Source organism: Micromonospora andamanensis (assembly GCF_016863495.1).
In the GTDB taxonomy this organism is placed as follows: Bacteria; Actinomycetota; Actinomycetes; order Mycobacteriales; family Micromonosporaceae; genus Micromonospora; species Micromonospora andamanensis.
In genome coordinates this window covers 404,140-421,725 of the sequence record NZ_BOOZ01000003.1, presented here as the reverse complement: position 1 = coordinate 421,725, position 17,586 = coordinate 404,140, and the positions used below count along the sequence as shown (strand labels likewise).

The window sequence follows — 17,586 nt, the reverse complement described above, 5'->3', positions numbered from 1 at the left end:
TGTAACCCCTTGATCCTCTATCCGTATGCCCGCGGCGTCAGCGCCGGCGGCTCTTCCGGTCGTCCTTCTCGTGACCCTTGAACGTGCGGGTCAGCGCGAACTCGCCGAGCTTGTGCCCGACCATCGCCTCGGTCACGAACACCGGGACGTGCTTGCGTCCGTCGTGCACGGCGATCGTGTGCCCCAGCATCTCCGGGATGATCGTCGAGCGCCGCGACCAGGTCTTGATGACGTTCTTCGAGCCCTTCTCGTTCTGCGTCTCCACCTTCTTGAGCAGGTGGTCGTCGATGAACGGGCCCTTCTTCAGGCTGCGAGGCATGTCTTATCTCCCTCAGCCGCGCTTACGCGTGGCGTAGCGACGGCGGACGATCAGCCGGTCACTCGGCTGGCCCTTACGACGGGTGCGGCCCTCGGGCTTACCCTGCGGGTTGACCGGGTGGCGACCACCTGAGGTCTTGCCCTCACCACCACCGTGCGGGTGGTCGACCGGGTTCATGGCGACACCACGCACGGTCGGGCGCTTGCCCTTCCAGCGCATCCGGCCGGCCTTGCCCCAGTTGATGTTTGACTGGTCGGCGTTGCCGATCTCACCGATGCTGGCGCGGCAGCGCACGTCCACCCGCCGGATCTCGCCGGACGGCATGCGCAGGGTCGCGTACGCGCCCTCGCGGCCGAGCAGCTGGATGCCGACGCCGGCCGAGCGGGCCAGCTTGGCGCCGCCGCCCGGACGCAGCTCCACGTTGTGGATGGTGGTACCGACCGGGATGTTGCGCAGCGGCAGGTTGTTGCCCGGCTTGATGTCGGCGCTCGGACCGGACTCGACCGTGTCGCCCTGCTTCAGGTCCTTCGGCGCGATGATGTAACGCTTCTCGCCGTCGGCGTAGTGCAGCAGCGCGATCCGCGCGGTGCGGTTCGGGTCGTACTCGATGTGCGCGACCTTGGCCGGCACGCCGTCCTTGTCGACCCGCTTGAAGTCGATGATCCGGTACTGACGCTTGTGGCCGCCACCCTGGTGCCGGGCGGTGATCCGGCCGTGCACGTTCCGGCCGCCCTTCTTGGGCAGCGGAGCCAGCAGCGACTTCTCGGGCGTCGACCGGGTGATCTCGGCGAAGTCGGCGACGCTTGAGCCACGCCGGCCCGGCGTCGTCGGCTTGTACTTACGAATAGCCATTGTCTACACCCCTCAGCTGACCGGGCCGCCGAAGGCCTCGATGCGGTCGCCCTCAGCCAGCTTCACCATCGCCCGCTTGGTGTCCTTGCGCTTGCCGAACCCGGTACGGGTCCGCTTGCGCTTGCCCTCGCGGTTGAGCGTGTTGACCGTCAGGACACGGACGTTGAAGATCTGCTCGATAGCGATCTTGATCGCCGTCTTGTTCGCGTCCGGGTGCACCAGGAAGGTGTACCAGTTGCGGTTCAGCTCGCTGTAGCTCTTCTCCGAGACGACCGGCGCGACGATGATGTCGCGCGGATCGGCGATCGTGCTCACTTGCCACCCTCCTCGGTGGTCTCGGCCGGCACGCCCAGGAACTCGTCCAGGGCCTCCTTGGTGAAGACCACATCGTCGGCCACCAGCACGTCGTACGTGTTGAGCTGGCCAGCCTCGATCAGGTGCACCCGCGGCTCGTTGCGCAGCGACACCCAGTTCAGCTCGTCGGTGCTGCTCAGCACGACCAGCACCCGACGGGCGGTGGTCAGCTTGGCGAGCGCGGTCAGCGCGGCCTTGGTCGACGGCTTCTCGCCCGAGACGAACGCCTCGACGACGTGCACCTGCCCGGCGCGCGCCCGGTCCGACAGGGCGCCACGCAGCGCGGCGGCCTTCATCTTCTTCGGGGTGCGCTGGCTGTAGTCCCGCGGCACCGGGCCGTGGACCACGCCGCCGCCGGCGAACTGCGGCGCGCGGATCGAGCCCTGCCGGGCCCGACCGGTGCCCTTCTGCTTGTACGGCTTCTTGCCGCCGCCAGCAACCTCGCCCCGGGTCTTGGTCTTGTGGGTGCCCTGCCGGGCGGCAGCGAGCTGCGCCACGACGACCTGGTGCATCAGCGCGATGTTGGCCTGCGCGTCGAAGATGTCGGCGGGCAGCTCGACCGAGCCGGTCTTGGTGCCCTCTGAGTTGAGGACGTCAACGGTGGTCACTTGCCCACACCGCCCTTCTTCGCCTTGGCCTTGGCCGCGGTGCGGACCAGGACCAGCGCGCCCTTGGGGCCGGGAATGGCGCCACGGACGAGCAGGAGATTGTTCTCGGTGTCGACCGCCTGGACGGTCAGGTTCTGCACGGTGTAGCGCACGCCACCCATGCGGCCGGCCATCCGGGTGCCCTTGAAGACACGACCCGGGGTGGCGCAGGCGCCGATGGAGCCGGGCGAGCGGTGCTTGCGCTCGACACCGTGGCTGGCGCGCAGACCGTGGAAGCCGTGCCGCTTCATCGGGCCGGCGTAGCCCTTGCCCTTGGTCTTGCCGGTCACGTCGATCGAGACACCGGCCGGGAACTCCTCGACCGTGACCTCCTGGCCGAGCGAGTAGTCCGCGGCGTCGTTGGTGCGCAGCTCGACGATGTGCCGGCGCGGCGCCACGTCAGCCTTGGCGTAGTGCCCGCGCAGCGGCTTCTTGGCCTTACGCGGGTCGATCGTCCCGTACGCCAGCTGGACCGCGGAGTAACCGTCCTTGTCGGCGTCACGAACCTGGGTGATGACGCAGGGGCCGGCCTGAACCACGGTCACCGGGACAACGCGGTTGTTGTCCCAGACCTGGGTCATGCCGAGCTTCGCGCCCAGGATCCCCTTAACTTGCCTGTCCATGTGTCCGGTCCCTACAGCTTGATCTCGATGTCGACGCCAGCCGGCAGGTCGAGGCGCATGAGCGAGTCGACCGTCTTCGGGGTCGGGTCGATGATGTCGATCAGTCGCTTGTGCGTACGCATCTCGAAGTGCTCGCGCGAGTCCTTGTACTTGTGCGGCGAGCGGATGACGCAGAAACGGTTGATCTCCGTGGGCAGCGGCACCGGGCCCGCGACCTGCGCCCCGGTACGCGTCACCGTCTCGACGATCTTCCGAGCCGAGGAGTCGACGACCTCGTGGTCATAGGCCTTGAGCCGGATGCGGATCTTCTGTCCCGCCATGGTGGCTTCTGTTCCTTCTCTCGATGCCGCTGTGTTGCGGGTGCCTGTACCGGCTGGCACAGACCCTCTTCGCCCACCCCCGCGGTCGGGCGTGTCGCGCCCTGGGGCCAGGCTCCGCCCCGGGCTACCGGAGCGATCCTGACCGCGGTGGGTCCAGGCGCCGATCGCACTGTGGCGACCTGAACGCCGCGCGAGGGTGGTTGACGGACGGGCCGCCAACCACCCCACGCCCGACTGCTCTGCCTACCCGGAGGTTCAGCGGAAGCCGAACACGGGCGGCGAACTGTCGTTACGCAACCTGACTAGTATGCCGCACGACCGGCGGCGGGTCTAATCGGGGTTACCCAGCTCACTTGATGATCTTGGTGACGCGACCAGCGCCGACCGTACGGCCACCCTCCCGGATCGCGAACTTGAGGTTGTCCTCCATCGCGATGGGCTGGATCAGCTTCACGGTCATCGTGGTGTTGTCGCCAGGCATGACCATCTCGGTGCCCTCGGGGAGGGTGACGACACCGGTGACGTCCGTGGTCCGGAAGTAGAACTGCGGACGGTAGTTCTGGAAGAACGGGGTGTGCCGGCCGCCCTCCTCCTTGGAGAGGATGTAGACCGTCGCCTCGAACTCGGTGTGCGGAGTGCTGGTGCCCGGCTTGACGACCACCATGCCGCGCTCGACGTCCTCGCGCTTGATGCCCCGCAGCAGCAGACCGACGTTCTCACCCGCGCGGGCCTCGTCGAGCAGCTTGCGGAACATCTCGATGCCGGTGCAGACCGTCTTCTGCGACTTCTCGCGGATACCGACGATCTCCACCTCCTCGTTCGGCTTGAGCACGCCACGCTCGGCGCGACCGGTGACGACGGTGCCACGACCGGTGATCGTGAAGACGTCCTCGATCGGCATCAGGAACGGCTTCTCGGTCTCACGCTCCGGCTGCGGGATCGCGGTGTCGACCGCGTTCATCAGCTCCAGGAGGCGGCCGGTCCACTCCGGGTCACCCTCAAGGGCCTTGAGCGCCGAGACGCGCACGACCGGCAGGTCGTCGCCCGGGTACTCCTGGGCCGAGAGCAGCTCACGGACCTCGAGCTCGACGAGCTCCAGGAGCTCCTCGTCGTCGACCATGTCGCTCTTGTTCAGCGCCACGACGATGTACGGCACGCCGACCTGGCGGGCCAGCAGCACGTGCTCGCGGGTCTGCGGCATCGGGCCGTCGGTCGCCGCGACCACCAGGATCGCGCCGTCCATCTGGGCGGCACCGGTGATCATGTTCTTGATGTAGTCGGCGTGACCGGGGCAGTCGACGTGCGCGTAGTGCCGCGCCTCGGTCTGGTACTCGACGTGTGCGATCGAGATCGTGATGCCGCGGGCCTTCTCCTCGGGCGCCTTGTCGATCTCGTCGAACGGCGTGTACGGGTTCAGGTCCGGGTACTGGTCGTGCAGGACCTTGGTGATGGCCGCCGTCAGCGTCGTCTTACCGTGGTCGATGTGACCAATGGTGCCGATGTTGACGTGCGGCTTAGTCCGCTCGAACTTCGCCTTCGCCACTGGTGTCCTCCTGTGGACTTCTTGGTTCGTTCGCCCCGGCGCGCCAGGTCGGCGCTTAGGACTCTGTCGACAGCCTTTCCGGCCTGACGGCCGGAGAGCTTTTGTGGGTTCTGCGGCGATGAAGCCTACAGGCCCGGAATTCACACAATCCGACCGAGGTGGTCGCGGTCCGGAATTGCTCCCGCGACCACCGTCGGATCATCCGATCACGTCAGGTGAGCGTCACTCACCCGTCGCCTTGGCGATGATCTCCTTCGCCACCGAGGCCGGAACCTCCGCGTAGGAGTCGAACTGCATGCTGTAGCTAGCCCGGCCCTGGGTCTTCGACCGCAGGTCGCCGACGTAGCCGAACATCTCCGACAACGGCACCAGCGCGCGGACGACACGGGCGCCGCTGCGCTCCTCCATCGCCTGGATGATGCCGCGTCGGGAGTTGAGGTCGCCGATGACGTCACCCATGTTCTCCTCGGGAGTGGTGACCTCAACAGCCATCATCGGCTCGAGCAGTGCGGGGTCGGCCTTGCGGGCCGCCTCCTTCATCACCATCGAGCCGGCGATCTTGAATGCCATCTCGGACGAGTCGACCTCGTGGTACTGGCCGTCCACCAGGGTCAGCTTGACGCCGACCAGCGGGAAGCCGGCGAGGATGCCGTACTGCATGGCGTCCTGCGCACCCGCGTCCACCGACGGGATGAACTCCCGGGGGATGCGGCCACCGGTGACGGCGTTCGCGAACTCGTAGGTCGGCGCGTCGTTCCCCAGCGGCAGCGGCTCCAGGCTGATGATCACCCGGGCGTACTGGCCGGAACCACCTGTCTGCTTCTTGTGGGTGTACTCGACCTTCTCCACCTTGCGGCGGATGGTCTCGCGGTACGCCACCTGCGGCTTACCGATGTTCGCCTCGACGTTGAACTCGCGGCGCATCCGGTCGACCAGGATGTCCAGGTGCAGCTCGCCCATGCCGGAGATGACCGTCTGACCGGTCTGGTCGTCCAGCTTGACGCGGAAGGTCGGGTCCTCCTCGGCCAGCCGCTGGATGGCGGTGCTGAGCTTCTCCTGGTCGGCCTTGGTCTTCGGCTCGATGGCCACCTCGATGACCGGCTCCGGGAAGGTCATCGACTCCAGGATGACCGGGTTCGCCGGGTCGCACAGGGTGTCACCGGTGGTGGTCTGCTTCAGACCCTGCACCGCGATGATGTCGCCAGCCTGGGCGGAGCTGCGCTCCTCCCGCTTGTTGGCGTGCATCTGGTAGATCTTGCCGATCCGCTCCTTGCGGTCCTTGGTGGAGTTGACCACCTGGGAGCCGGACTCGAGCGTGCCGGAGTAGATCCGCACGTAGGTGAGCTTGCCGAGGTGCTTGTCCGTCTGGATCTTGAAGGCCAGGCCGGAGAACGGCTCGGACACCGAGGGCTTGCGCTGCATCGGGGTCTCACCGTCGGTGGCCGTACCCTCGATCGCCGGGATGTCCAGCGGCGACGGCAGGTACGCGACAACCGCGTCCAGCATCGGCTGGATGCCCTTGTTCTTGAAGGCGGTGCCGGTGAGGACCGGGTTGGCCTTGCCGCCGATGGTGGCCCGACGGATGGCGGCCTTGATCTCCTCAGTGGAGATCTCCTCGCCCTCCAGGTACTTCTCCATCACCGAGTCGTCGACGTCGGCCAGGGTCTCCATCAGCTTCTCGCGCCACTCGGCGGCGGAGTCGGCCAGCTCGGCCGGGATCTCCTCGACCGCGTAGTCCTCACCCTTCTGGGTCTCGCCACGCCAGGTGAGGGCACGCATCTCGACCAGGTCGACCACGCCGATGAAGTCGGACTCGGCGCCGATCGGGATCTGAAGCACCAGCGGGGTGGCGTTCAGCCGGTCGATCATCATCTGCACGCAGCGGAAGAAGTCGGCACCGGTGCGGTCGAGCTTGTTGACGAAGCACATCCGCGGCACGTTGTACTTGTCCGCCTGGCGCCAGACGTTCTCCGTCTGGGGCTCCACGCCGGCCACACCGTCGTAGACCGCGACGGCACCGTCCAGCACCCGCAGCGACCGCTCCACCTCGACAGTGAAGTCGACGTGGCCGGGCGTGTCGATGATCTGGATCGTGTGGCCCTTCCACTCGCACTTCGTGGCGGCGGAAGTGATGGTGATACCGCGCTCCTGCTCCTGCTCCATCCAGTCCATGACGGCAGCGCCCTCGTGGACCTCACCGATCTTGTACGTGATGCCGGTGTAGAACAGGATTCGCTCGGTGGTGGTGGTCTTACCGGCATCGATGTGGGCCATGATGCCGATGTTGCGTACGTTGGCGAGCGCGTCTGCGGCGGCCACTTCAATCCCTACTTATCGTCGTCTCGACACAACTGGTGGCGGTCCCGGCACCGGATGGCGCCGGGACCAGGGTGTTACCAGCGGTAGTGCGCGAAGGCCTTGTTGGACTCGGCCATCTTGTGCGTGTCCTCGCGCCGCTTGACGGCGGCACCGAGGCCGTTGCTCGCGTCCAGCAGCTCGTTCATCAGCCGCTCGATCATGGTCTTCTCACGCCGGGCGCGGGCGTAGGTGACCAACCAGCGCAGGCCGAGCGTGGTGGCCCGGGCCGGCCGGACCTCGACCGGAACCTGGTAGGTCGCGCCACCGACGCGGCGGCTGCGTACCTCGAGGGTCGGCTTGACGTTGTCCATGGCGCGCTTGAGGGTGACGACCGGGTCGGTACCGGACTTCTCCCGGCAGCCCTCCAGGGCGGCGTAGACGACGCGTTCGGCGAGCTGACGCTTGCCGCGCAGCAGAATCTTGTTCACCAGCTGCGTGACCAGCGGCGAGTTGTACACCGGGTCAGCGACCAGCGGTCGCCGCGGAGCAGGTCCCTTACGCGGCATGTCAGCTCTTCTCCTTCTTCGCGCCGTAACGGCTGCGCGCCTGCTTGCGGTTGCGGACACCCTGGGTGTCCAGCGAGCCGCGGACGATCTTGTAACGCACACCGGGGAGGTCCTTCACCCGGCCACCACGCACGAGCACGATCGAGTGCTCCTGCAGGTTGTGCCCGACACCGGGGATGTAGGCGGTCACCTCGACCTGGCTGCTGAGCTTGACACGAGCGACCTTGCGCAGCGCCGAGTTCGGCTTCTTCGGGGTGGTGGTGTACACCCGGGTGCACACGCCCCGCCGCTGCGGGGAGCCCTTGAGCGCCGGGGTCTTGGTCTTGGTCGTCTTCGCCTGACGGCCCTTTCGGACCAACTGCTGAATGGTGGGCACCGGGTTTCTCCGCTCCCTTCGGCCGCCTGTCGCGGCCGCGCCGTCTGCCGTAGCCGATCTCGTGATCGGCTCTCCTACATTCCGACCAGGGCCACCTCGCGGTGATCCCGGCACCCGCGGTCGGGCGTGTCGCCCAGCTCACGGTTCCCGTCCGGCGCTTGCGCGCAGACCCGGGGTTTGTCACCGGCACACGGAGGCCGCAGGCCGGATCCTCTGGCTCAGTCGTGACGCCGACCGGATAACGGATCACCGGCTCCAGCGCACGCACGAGTTGCCCGGGCTGGCCCGGGCACAAGGGGAAAGAGTACCTACCACAGCCGTGCAGGTCAAAACGGAAGACCTACCGAACGTCGCACCGCGTGCCGGCCGGCCTCTGTCGCACTGCCCGCCCGTGATGGGCACCTACGGATACAAGTGTACCGGCTCCACCGGAAACCGGCCCGTGAGCCCCCAGCCTGGTCGCCGCCCCGGCCGGGCCGGCCTAGGCGAGCACCAGCAACAACGCCAGCCCCACGCCCACCAGGCAGAGCAGCAGCCCGGCCCCGCCACAACTGATTCCCGCGATGGCCAGGCCACGACCGGTGAACCGGACCGCCGGCGGTGGCGCCGGGCGCCGGATCTGCCGCAGGCCGAGCAGGCCGGCCACCACGGCACCCGCGCCGGTGAGGCCACCGAGCGCGGCGAAGGCACCCGCGGCCCAGGCCCCGTTCGCCCCTCCCCCGATGGCCCCGAAGCAGATGACCAGGATCGAGACCAGGATCGAGGTGATGCCGGCCACCAGCGAACCGACCGCCAGGCCCGAGGCGACCGGAGGCACGTCGAGGTGCACCACCGCGAATGGCGTACCCGGCACCGGCTCGACCCGCTTCGGCGGCCGGGGACGGTCCTGCGGCGGTGGTGGTGGCGGCTGCCGCCAGCCCGGGCCACCGGCGGGCCAGGCCGGAGCCGACGGTCCGGGCGGCGGTCCGAAGGCTGGCGGGCCGGCGGGCGGCGGCCCGAAGGACGCGGGGGCGGGCGGTGCCGAGCCAGGCGGCGGCCCGAAAGCCGGGGAGCCAGGCGGCGGCCCGAAAGCCGGACCGGCGGCTGGCACCACCGGCGGCGGCCCGACTGCCTGTGGTACGGATGGTGGTTGAGCGGGCGTCGCGTCCGGTGCTGGCGGGGAGGTCGGCGGGACCGCCTGCCCCGGTTCGGCCGGTTCGGGTCCGGGCCGGGCCCATCCCGTCAGGTCGGCATCGGGGCGCCCGGCGATGGGCTGAGCGGCTTCGCCGCCCTCGGGGCGCGCCGGTTCCGTCACGGGATCCTCCTCGTCGGGCAGCGTCCACGCACCGCGCGACGGACACCGGTCAGGCTACCGTCGCCAGTCAGCCCCTCGGTGCCGGGCGCGAGGACGTGCCGTTAGCGCCGGCTCAGTCGACGTCGGGCGCGAAGTCCTGCCCGTACGGCGCCTCGGCGAGCCGGATCACTCCGATCACCAATACCACCACCACGCTTACCGCGACCAGCACCAGGCCCGTCCAGGCCAGCCGCTCGCCGCGACGCAACCAGGCCGCGCCGGTCAGGAAACCCGCCGAGGCGTACGCCTCCCGGCGCGCCTGCCGGGCCAGGTACAGGGCCACCGTGGCGGGTACCACGCCACCGATCAGCAACCCGGTCAGCGCCGCCATCAGACCGAGGGCGAAGACGGCCCGGGCCTTTGTCGCCCGGACCGGATCCGGGTCGAGTGGGTGACGCGGTGCCGACGCGGCGGGCGCCGATCCGGGTGCGATCGTCATGACCACATGATGCCCCCGTCGACGGGTGTCCGCGCCGTACCCACCGCACGACGTCGGTAGGCGGTGCTGAAACGTCCCCTCGCCGCACGGGGACGGTCCGGAACACGAGGAGGCCCCGGCGTGGGTACGCCGGGGCCTCCTACGTCAACGCGCGGTCTAGCGGTACGACCCGAAGTCGAAGTCGTCGAGCGGGACCGCCTGGCCACTGGCCGGCCCGAAACCGTAGTCGGTCTCCGGGTAGCCGGTCATCGAGTAGACCTTGGCCTTCGCCTCCTCGGTCGGCTCGACCCGAACGTTGCGGTACTTGCTGATGCCGGTACCGGCCGGGATGAGCTTACCGATGATCACGTTCTCCTTGAGACCGATGAGCGAGTCGCTGCGGGCGTGGATCGCCGCGTCGGTCAGCACCCGGGTGGTCTCCTGGAAGGAGGCCGCCGAGAGCCAGGAGTCGGTGGCCAGCGAGGCCTTGGTGATACCCATCAGCACCGGACGACCGGCGGCGGGCTCGCCGCCCTCGCCGACGAGTCGGCGGTTCTCCGACTCGAACAGCGCCCGGTCGACAAGCACGCCCGGCAGGAACTCGGTCGAGCCGGAGTCGATGACCGTCACCCGCTTGAGCATCTGGCGGATGATGATCTCGATGTGCTTGTCGTGGATGAGCACACCCTGCGAGCGGTAGACCTCCTGGACCTCCTGGGTCAGGTGGACCTGGACCGCCCGCGGGCCGAGGATGCGGAGCAGCTCGTGCGGGTCGATGGTGCCCTCGGTGAGCTTCTCGCCGACCTCGACGTGATCGCCGTCGTGGGCCCGCAGCCGGACCCGCTTCGAGATCTTGTCGTAGACGATCTCGTCGCTGCCGTCGTCCGGGATGACCACGATCTTGCGCGACCGCTCGCCGTCCTCGATCCGGATCCGGCCGGGGGTGTCGGCGATGGGTGCCTTGCCCTTCGGGATCCGGGCCTCGAAGATCTCCTGGACACGCGGCAGACCCTGGGTGATGTCCTCACCCGCGACACCACCGGTGTGGAAGGTACGCATCGTCAGCTGCGTACCCGGCTCACCGATGGACTGGGCGGCGATGATGCCTACCGCCTCGCCGACGTCGACGATCTTGCCGGTCGGCAGCGAGCGACCGTAGCACGCACCGCAGACGCCCAGCTTCGACTCGCAGGTGAGCACGCTGCGTACCCGGACGGTCTCGACGCCGGCGGCAACGATCTTGTCCACCAGGATCGAGTTGATGTCCGCGCCCCGCTCGGCGACGACGGTGCCGTCCGGCCCCTTGATGTCGTCGGCCAGGGTACGGGCGTGCACGCTGGTCTCCGCGTGCTCGTGCACCACGAGCCGGCCGTCGAGCTGCTGGCCGACCTGCATCGGGATGGCCCGGTCGGTGCCGCAGTCCTCCTCGCGGATGATGACGTCCTGCGAGACGTCCACCAGACGCCGGGTCAGGTAACCCGAGTCGGCGGTACGCAGGGCGGTGTCCGCGAGACCCTTGCGGGCACCGTGCGTGGAGATGAAGTACTCCAGCACGGACAGACCCTCCCGGTAGCTGGCCTTGATCGGCCGCGGGATGATCTCGCCCTTCGGGTTGGCCACCAGACCACGGATCGCCGCGATCTGCCGGAGCTGGAGCAGGTTACCGCGAGCACCCGAGTTGATCATCTTCCACAGCGGGTTCTCCTGCGGCAGGGCGGTGTCCATCTCCTTGGCGACCTCATTCGTCGCCTTGGTCCAGATCTCGATGAGCTCGCCGCGACGCTCCTCGGCGGTCATCAGACCACGCTGGTACTGCTTGTCGATCCGGTCGGCTTCCTTCTCGTACCGCTCCAGGATCTCCCGCTTGCGCGGCGGAGCGATGACGTCCTCCATGCCGATGGTCACGCCGGACCAGGTGGCCCAGTGGAAACCGGCCTCCTTGAGCCCGTCGAGGGTGGCCGCCAGGGCCACCTTCGGGAACCGCTCGGCGAGGTCGTTGACGATCGCGGAGAGCTGACCCTTCCGGATCTCGTAGTTCACGAACCGGTAGCCCTGCGGCAGGGTCTCGTTGAACAGCACCCGGCCGAGGGTGGTCTCCACCGTCAGCGGCTCGCCCGGAACCCAGCCCTCGGGGGCCGTCCAGGGCTGCCCGCCAGCACCGTTGTCGACCTCGACCACGTCCCGCAGGCGGATCTTCACCGGCGCCTGCAGGTGCAGTTCCCCGTTGTCGTACGCCATCCGGGCCTCGGCGTCCGAGCTGAACGCCCGGCCCTCCCCGCGCTCACCGGTGGTGAGGTGGGTCAGGTGGTAGAGCCCGATGACCATGTCCTGGGTGGGCATGGTGACCGGCTTGCCGTCGGCCGGCTTGAGGATGTTGTTCGACGACAGCATCAGGATCCGCGCCTCGGCCTGTGCCTCGGCGGACAGCGGCACGTGCACCGCCATCTGGTCACCGTCGAAGTCGGCGTTGAACGCGGTGCAGACCAGCGGGTGGATCTGGATGGCCTTGCCCTCGACCAGCTGCGGCTCGAAAGCCTGGATGCCCAGTCGGTGCAGGGTGGGCGCCCGGTTGAGCAGCACCGGGTGCTCGCCGATGACCTCTTCCAGCACGTCCCACACGACCGGCCGCTGCCGCTCGACCATCCGCTTGGCGGACTTGATGTTCTGCGCGTGGTTGAGGTCGACGAGCCGCTTCATCACGAACGGCTTGAACAGCTCCAGCGCCATCTGCTTGGGCAGGCCACACTGGTGCAGCTTGAGCTTCGGGCCGACCACGATCACCGAACGGCCGGAGTAGTCGACGCGCTTGCCCAGCAGGTTCTGCCGGAACCGGCCCTGCTTGCCCTTGAGCATGTCGGACAACGACTTGAGCGGGCGGTTACCCGGGCCGGTGACCGGCCGGCCACGGCGGCCGTTGTCGAACAGCGCGTCGACGGCCTCCTGCAGCATCCGCTTCTCGTTGTTGACGATGATCTCGGGCGCGCCGAGGTCGATCAGCCGCTTGAGCCGGTTGTTCCGGTTGATCACCCGGCGGTAGAGGTCGTTCAGGTCGCTGGTGGCGAAGCGGCCACCGTCGAGCTGCACCATCGGGCGCAGGTCCGGCGGGATGACAGGTACGCAGTCCAGCACCATGCCGAGCGGCGAGTTGCGGGTGTTCTGGAACGCCGCGACGACCTTGAGTCGCTTGAGCGCCCGGATCTTCCGCTGACCCTTACCGGTACGGATGGTCTCCCGCAGGTTCTCCGCCTCGGCCTCAAGGTCCATGTTCTGGACCAGGGCCTTGATCGCCTCGGCGCCCATGCCGCCGGTGAAGTACTCACCGAACCTGTCGCGCAGCTCGCGGTAGAGCAGCTCGTCGGTGACCAGCTGCTTCGAGTCGAGCTTGCGGAAGGTGTCCAGCACCTCGTCCAGGCGGTCGATCTCGCGCTGGGCCCGGTCGCGGATCTGGCGCATCTCGCGCTCTCCGCCCTCCTTGACCTTGCGCCGGACGTCCGCCTTCGCGCCCTCGGCCTCCAGCTCGGCCAGGTCGGCCTCGAGCTTCGCGGCCCGCTTCTCGATCTCCGAGTCGCGGCTGTTCTCGGACTGCCGCTTCTCGGCCAGGATCTCGTTCTCGATTGTCGAGAGGTCACGGTGACGCGCTTCGGCGTCAACGCTCGTCACGACGTACGAGGCGAAGTAGATGATCTTTTCGAGGTCCTTCGGCGCGAGGTCCAGCAGGTAGCCCAGCCGGCTCGGCACGCCCTTGAAGTACCAGATGTGGGTCACCGGAGCAGCCAGCTCGATGTGGCCCATCCGCTCGCGGCGGACCTTCGAGCGGGTCACCTCGACGCCGCAGCGCTCGCAGATGATGCCCTTGAACCGGACCCGCTTGTACTTACCGCAGTAGCACTCCCAGTCCCGCTGCGGACCGAAGATCTTCTCGCAGAAGAGCCCGTCCTTCTCCGGCTTGAGGGTGCGGTAGTTGATCGTCTCGGGCTTCTTGACCTCGCCGTGCGACCACTGACGAATGTCGTCCGCGGTCGCCAGCCCAATTCGCAACTCGTCGAAAAAGTTGACGTCGAGCACGTTCAAATCCCTCACACGTCGCTTGGTGTGTCAGCAGCTCACCGGGTTTTGGTTTCGGGGCGGAGTGACCCGTGAAGGGATCAGACCTGACCGCCCGGAGTGGGTCACCCCGCCCCGAAACCCCAACGTCACACTTCCTCGACCGAGCTCGGCTCGCGCCGGGAAAGGTCGATACCCAGTTCCTCCGCAGCCCGGAACACCTCGTCGTCGGTCTCGCGCATCTCCAGGGCCACGCCGTCGCTGGACAGCACCTCAACGTTGAGGCACAGCGACTGCAGCTCCTTGAGCAGCACCTTGAACGACTCCGGGATGCCCGGCTCCGGGATGTTCTCGCCCTTGACGATGGCCTCGTAGACCTTCACCCGGCCGAGAACATCGTCGGACTTGATCGTCAGCAGCTCCTGCAGGGCGTACGCGGCACCGTATGCCTGCATCGCCCAGCACTCCATCTCACCGAATCGCTGACCACCGAACTGCGCCTTACCACCCAGCGGCTGCTGCGTGATCATCGAGTACGGACCGGTCGACCGAGCGTGGATCTTGTCGTCGACCAGGTGGTTGAGCTTCAGGATGTAGATATAGCCGACCGCGATCGGATCGGGCAGCGGCTCGCCGGAGCGACCGTCGAACAGCTGAGCCTTACCGGAGGAACCGATCAGCTGCCGACCGTCCCGGTTGGGCAGGGTCGACGCGAGCAGACCGGAGATCTCCTCCTCGCGGGCACCGTCGAAAACCGGGGTGGCCACGTTGGTGTCCGGCTCGGAGGAGTCGGCGCCGATGCCCTGAAGCTGGCGCTTCCACTCGGCGTCGTCGCCCTCGACCTGCCAGCCCGTCTTGGCCACCCAGCCCAGGTGAGTCTCCAGCACCTGGCCGATGTTCATCCGGCTCGGCACACCCAGCGGGTTGAGCACGATGTCGACGGGGGTGCCGTCCTCCAGGAACGGCATGTCCTCGACCGGCAGGATCTTGGAGATGACGCCCTTGTTGCCGTGTCGGCCGGCGAGCTTGTCACCGTCCTGGATCTTCCGCTTCTGGGCGACGTAGACCCGGACCAGCTCGTTCACGCCCGGCGGCAACTCGTCGCCGTCCTCCCGGGAGAAGGTACGCACGCCGATGACCGTGCCGGTCTCACCGTGCGGCACCTTCAGGGAGGTGTCCCGGACCTCGCGCGCCTTCTCGCCGAAGATCGCGCGGAGCAGGCGCTCCTCCGGGGTCAGCTCGGTCTCGCCCTTGGGCGTGACCTTGCCGACCAGGATGTCGCCGGGAACGACCTCGGCACCGATCCGGATGATCCCGCGCTCGTCGAGGTCAGCGAGCATCTCCTCGCTGACGTTCGGGATGTCGCGGGTGATCTCCTCCGGGCCGAGCTTGGTGTCCCGCGCGTCGACCTCGTGCTCCTCGATGTGGATCGAGGTGAGCACGTCCTGCTGCACGAGGCGCTGCGACAGGATGATCGCGTCCTCGTAGTTGTGCCCCTCCCAGGTCATGAACGCCACGAGCAGGTTGCGCCCGAGCGCCATCTCACCCTCGTCGGTGCACGGACCGTCGGCGATGACCTGGCCGGCCTCGACCCGGTCGCCCTCGAAGACGACAGGCTTCTGGTTGACGCAGGAGCCGGCGTTGGAGCGGCGGAACTTGTGCAGCAGGTACGTCCGGCGGTGGCCGTCGTCCTGGTGGACCGTGATGTAGTCGGCGCAGAGGTCCTCGACCACGCCACCGACCTCGGCCACGACCACGTCACCGGCGTCGACCGCGGCACGGTACTCCATGCCGGTGCCGACAAGCGGGGACTCGGCCTTGACCAGCGGCACCGCCTGACGCTGCATGTTCGCGCCCATCAGGGCCCGGTTCGCGTCGTCGTGCTCCAGGAACGGGATCATCGCGGTGGCGACCGAGGTCATCTGCCGCGGCGACACGTCCATGTAGTCCACGGCGGCCGGCGGGACGTCCTCGGTCTCGCCGCCCTTACGCCGAACCAGGACGCGGTCCTCGGCGAACGAGCCGTCCGCCCGCAGCGGGGCGTTGGCCTGCGCCTTGACGAACCGGTCCTCCTCGTCCGCGGTCAGGTAGTCGATCTGGTCGGTGACCCGACCGTCGATGACCTTCCGGTACGGCGTCTCGATGAAGCCGAACGGGTTGACCCGGGCGAAGGTGGACAGCGCGCCGATCAGACCGATGTTCGGGCCTTCCGGCGTCTCGATCGGGCACATCCGGCCGTAGTGGGACGGGTGCACGTCGCGGACCTCGAAGCCGGCCCGCTCCCGGGACAGACCACCGGGGCCGAGCGCGCTCAGCCGCCGCCGGTGGGTCAGGCCCGCCAGCGGGTTGGTCTGGTCCATGAACTGGGACAGCTGCGAGGTGCCGAAGAACTCCCGGATCGCGGCGACGACCGGCCGGATGTTGATCAGGGTCTGCGGCGTGATCGCCTCGACGTCCTGGGTGGTCATCCGCTCGCGGACGACCCGCTCCATCCGGGACAGGCCGACCCGAACCTGGTTCTGGATCAGCTCGCCCACGGTACGCAGCCGCCGGTTGCCGAAGTGGTCGATGTCGTCGGCCTCGTAGCCCTCCTCACCGGCGTGCAGCCGGCAGAGGTACTCCACGGTGGCGACGATGTCGTCCTCGGTGAGCGTGCCCGTGGTGATCGGCACGTCCAGCTCGAGCTTCTTGTTGAACTTGTACCGACCGACCTTGGCTACGTCGTACCGCTTCGGGTTGAAGAAGAGGTTGTCGAGCAAGGTCTGGGCGTTCTCGCGGGTCGGCGGCTCGCCAGGGCGCAGCTTGCGGTAGATGTCGAGTAGCGCCTCGTCCTGGCCGGCGATGTGGTCCTTCTCGAGCGTGGTCATCATCAGCTCGGACCAGCCGAACTTCTCACGGATCTGCTCGGCCGACCATCCGATGGCCTTGAGCAGGACCGTGACGGCCTGCCGACGCTTGCGGTCGATGCGGACGCCGACCGTGTCGCGCTTGTCGATGTCGAACTCCAGCCAGGCACCCCGGCTCGGGATGACCTTGACGCTGGAGAGGTCGCGGTCGGAGGTCTTGTCCGGCTGCTTGTCGAAGTACACGCCCGGCGAGCGGACGAGCTGGCTGACCACCACACGCTCGGTGCCGTTGATGATGAAGGTGCCCTTCGGCGTCATCATCGGGAAGTCACCCATGAACACCGTCTGGCTCTTGATCTCGCCGGTGGTGTTGTTGGTGAACTCCGCGGTCACGAACAGTGGCGCACAGTAGGTGAGGTCCTTCTCCTTGCACTCCTCGATCGAGGCCTTGACCTCGTCGAAGCGCGGCGCGGAGAAGGACAGCGACATAGTGCCGGAAAAGTCCTCAATGGGACTGATCTCGTCGAGGATTTCCGCGAGACCCGAGCGTGCGTGCGGGTCGTCCGCCGACCGGCCCTGCCAAGCCTCGTTGCCGACGAGCCAGTCGAAGGACTCGTTCTGAATGGCGAGGAGGTTGGGGACCTCGAGGTGTTCGGTGATCCGACCGAAGGAAACTCGGCGGGGAGCGAATGCGCTCGACGTACGACTGGTCTTCGCAGGGCGGGAAGCTGCCAAGATGCGTCCTTCCGAGGACCGGTGCTGCAGAACGGCTGGTACGCGTGCACTCCAATGACCCCACCAGAAAATATCCACAAACGGACATTTCCGAGCAGGGGTCAAGTCGGAAGGCAGCGCAAACTAGCAGTGTAGCCGAGAGGCTAACCGCTGTCCAGCCCACCCCGCAGGTCATTGCGGAACGTGCCTCGGGACCCTTCGAACGGGGTCGCACCGGGCCGCTCGGAACGCAACGTCCCTGCCGGGCCGCCCGGGATCTGCGTGGCGAGTGGTGCTGCCGCTGCATTACCCGCGCGGTGGCCGTCGCAAGCG

Annotated in this window: 14 protein-coding genes; all 14 read right to left on the bottom strand. The window is 67.8% G+C overall.

Translation table 11 applies throughout. The annotated features are described in order from the left end of the window. Nucleotides 1-37: 37 nt before the first annotated feature. Nucleotides 38-319 carry a 30S ribosomal protein S19 gene (rpsS, locus tag Van01_RS04465; RefSeq protein WP_013735950.1) on the bottom strand — a complete coding sequence of 94 codons (282 nt, stop codon included), beginning with the start codon at nt 317-319 and terminating at the stop codon, nt 38-40. A 12-nt stretch (nt 320-331) separates the two neighbouring features. Further along, nucleotides 332-1,171: a 50S ribosomal protein L2 gene (rplB, locus tag Van01_RS04460; RefSeq protein WP_204000273.1), complete on the bottom strand. Its 840-nt coding sequence runs from the start codon at nt 1,169-1,171 to the stop codon at nt 332-334. 12 nt (nt 1,172-1,183) lie between these two features. Then, a complete protein-coding gene (gene rplW / locus Van01_RS04455) occupies nt 1,184-1,486 on the bottom strand; it encodes a 50S ribosomal protein L23 (protein WP_093403611.1) in 303 nt (100 codons plus the stop codon). Further along, complete coding sequence (gene rplD / locus Van01_RS04450; protein ID WP_093403609.1) at nt 1,483-2,133, bottom strand: 50S ribosomal protein L4; 651 nt, start codon at nt 2,131-2,133, stop codon at nt 1,483-1,485. The genes rplW and rplD overlap by 4 nt, the downstream gene beginning before the upstream one ends. After that, a complete protein-coding gene (gene rplC / locus Van01_RS04445) occupies nt 2,130-2,795 on the bottom strand; it encodes a 50S ribosomal protein L3 (RefSeq protein ID WP_204000270.1) in 666 nt (221 codons plus the stop codon). Before rplC ends, rplD begins: the two co-directional genes overlap by 4 nt. Before the next feature lie 11 nt (nt 2,796-2,806). Continuing rightward, nucleotides 2,807-3,115 carry a 30S ribosomal protein S10 gene (rpsJ, locus tag Van01_RS04440; protein ID WP_007073037.1) on the bottom strand — a complete coding sequence of 103 codons (309 nt, stop codon included), beginning with the start codon at nt 3,113-3,115 and terminating at the stop codon, nt 2,807-2,809. 349 nt (nt 3,116-3,464) lie between these two features. Then, on the bottom strand, nt 3,465-4,658 hold the full coding sequence (tuf, locus tag Van01_RS04435) for an elongation factor Tu (protein ID WP_099849588.1): 1,194 nt from the start codon (nt 4,656-4,658) through the stop codon (nt 3,465-3,467). A gap of 222 nt (nt 4,659-4,880) precedes the next feature. Then, a complete protein-coding gene (gene fusA, locus Van01_RS04430; protein WP_204000267.1) occupies nt 4,881-6,977 on the bottom strand; it encodes an elongation factor G in 2,097 nt (698 codons plus the stop codon). A gap of 74 nt (nt 6,978-7,051) precedes the next feature. Next, nucleotides 7,052-7,522 (bottom strand): 30S ribosomal protein S7, encoded by a 471-nt coding sequence (gene rpsG / locus Van01_RS04425; protein WP_093403604.1) that lies wholly within the window; start codon nt 7,520-7,522, stop codon nt 7,052-7,054. Between the two features lies 1 nt (nt 7,523). Then, complete coding sequence (gene rpsL / locus Van01_RS04420) at nt 7,524-7,898, bottom strand: 30S ribosomal protein S12 (protein ID WP_013735958.1); 375 nt, start codon at nt 7,896-7,898, stop codon at nt 7,524-7,526. A 481-nt stretch (nt 7,899-8,379) separates the two neighbouring features. After that, on the bottom strand, nt 8,380-8,751 hold the full coding sequence (locus Van01_RS04415; RefSeq protein WP_204000264.1) for a hypothetical protein: 372 nt from the start codon (nt 8,749-8,751) through the stop codon (nt 8,380-8,382). Nucleotides 8,752-9,304: 553 nt separating this feature from the next. Beyond that, on the bottom strand, nt 9,305-9,670 hold the full coding sequence (locus Van01_RS04410; protein WP_204000261.1) for a hypothetical protein: 366 nt from the start codon (nt 9,668-9,670) through the stop codon (nt 9,305-9,307). Between the two features lie 156 nt (nt 9,671-9,826). Continuing rightward, a complete protein-coding gene (locus tag Van01_RS04405; RefSeq protein ID WP_204000609.1) occupies nt 9,827-13,714 on the bottom strand; it encodes a DNA-directed RNA polymerase subunit beta' in 3,888 nt (1,295 codons plus the stop codon). A 128-nt stretch (nt 13,715-13,842) separates the two neighbouring features. Beyond that, nucleotides 13,843-17,274, bottom strand: coding sequence for a DNA-directed RNA polymerase subunit beta (gene rpoB / locus Van01_RS04400; protein WP_204000258.1), 3,432 nt, complete (start codon nt 17,272-17,274; stop codon nt 13,843-13,845). Between the last annotated feature and the right edge of the window lie 312 nt (nt 17,275-17,586).

Bases quoted from the DNA above. Each gene is read 5' to 3' on its own strand.
- rpsJ (WP_007073037.1), bottom strand. From the start codon at position 3,115: ATGGCGGGACAGAAGATCCGCATCCGGCTCAAGGCCTATGACCACGAG.
- Van01_RS04410 (WP_204000261.1), bottom strand. From the start codon at position 9,670: ATGACGATCGCACCCGGATCGGCGCCCGCCGCGTCGGCACCGCGTCAC.
- rpsG (WP_093403604.1), bottom strand. From the start codon at position 7,522: ATGCCGCGTAAGGGACCTGCTCCGCGGCGACCGCTGGTCGCTGACCCG.
- rpsS (WP_013735950.1), bottom strand. From the start codon at position 319: ATGCCTCGCAGCCTGAAGAAGGGCCCGTTCATCGACGACCACCTGCTC.
- rplB (WP_204000273.1), bottom strand. From the start codon at position 1,171: ATGGCTATTCGTAAGTACAAGCCGACGACGCCGGGCCGGCGTGGCTCA.
- rplC (WP_204000270.1), bottom strand. From the start codon at position 2,795: ATGGACAGGCAAGTTAAGGGGATCCTGGGCGCGAAGCTCGGCATGACC.